The 1405-nt window shown below is 63.4% G+C and carries 1 protein-coding gene; it reads right to left on the minus strand.

All coding sequences use genetic code 11. From position 1 onward, the window contains the following. Positions 1 to 300: 300 nt before the first annotated feature. Positions 301 to 1405, minus strand: a 1105-nt coding sequence (gene tldD, locus AC1D0P_RS25610) for a metalloprotease TldD (RefSeq protein ID WP_477679302.1), incomplete at its 5' end; no start/stop codon positions are given.

The raw sequence follows: 1405 nt of genomic DNA on the forward strand, positions 1-1405 counted from the left end.
TACCAGTTGTCGCTGGCGGAGGTGGCTTTGGCATTCATCGCAGTCTTCCTTTTCTAGGTGTCAGTCAGGCAATTCAGATTTCAGTACAAACATTCAGCAAACTAAGCGGGCAAAAAAAAACCGCCGGGGGCCGGCGGTTTTTTGGAGATTCGGTGCGTTTTATCGGGTCACGCCATGATCTCTCTACCGCCGGAAGCGCTCGAGAACCAAAAGTAACCAAAATAAAACTTGGCGGAATTCATAAGGTGGAATGTAGCACAGGTCTCAAAAAGCCCGGGGAAAGCCCCGGATCAGCCCGTTTCAGGCCGTTCCGCCGACGGTCAGTCCATCGATGCGCAGGGTCGGCTGGCCCACGCCCACCGGCACGCTCTGGCCTTCCTTGCCGCAGGTGCCTACGCCGCTGTCGAGCGCCATGTCGTTGCCCATCATGGTGACGCGGGTCAGCGCGTCGGGGCCGTTGCCGACGATCGTCGCGCCTTTGACGGGGTAGAGGATCTTGCCGTTTTCGACCCAGAAGGCCTCGCTCGCCGAAAACACGAACTTGCCGGAGGTGATGTCGACCTGGCCGCCGCCGAAGTTGGTGGCGTACAGGCCCTTCTTGATGCTGGCCACGATTTCTTCGGGCTGCTTGTCGCCGCCCAGCATGTAGGTGTTGGTCATGCGCGGCATGGGCACGTGGGCGTAGCTTTCGCGCCGGCCGTTGCCGGTGGGCTTGACCTTCATCAGGCGGGCATTCAGCGAATCCTGGATATAGCCCTTCAAGATGCCGTCTTCGATCAGCACGTTGCGCTGGCTGGCGTTGCCTTCATCGTCGACATTGAGCGAGCCGCGGCGGTCGGCAATCGTGCCGTCGTCCAGCACCGTGACGCCCTTGGCCGCCACGCGCTGGCCGATCTTGCCGGAAAACGCGCTGGAACCCTTGCGGTTGAAGTCGCCTTCCAGGCCGTGGCCTATGGCTTCGTGCAGCAGGATGCCGGGCCAGCCCGAGCCCAGCACCACCGTCATCTCGCCGGCCGGCGCGGGGCGCGCGTCGAGGTTGGTCAGCGCGGCTTTCACCGCATCGTTCACATATTCGGCGATCTGCGCGTCGTCAAAATAGGCCAGGCCGAAACGGCCGCCGCCGCCGCCCGAGCCGACTTCGCGCCGGCCTTTTTGCTCGGCGATCACGGTCACGCTCAGGCGCACCAGCGGGCGTACGTCGGCGGCCAGCGTGCCGTCGGCGCGCGCCACCATCACCACGTCGTATTCGCTGGCCAGGCCGGCCATGACCTGCACGATGCGCGGGTCCTTGGCCTTGGCGAATTTTTCCACTTTTTCGAGCAACTGGACCTTGGCGGTGCTGTCCAGTGTGGCGATGGGGTCCAGCCCCTGGTACAGCGAGCGGCTGCCGGCGATGCGGCCGGCC

The organism is Polaromonas sp. P1_G2, assembly GCF_056405515.1.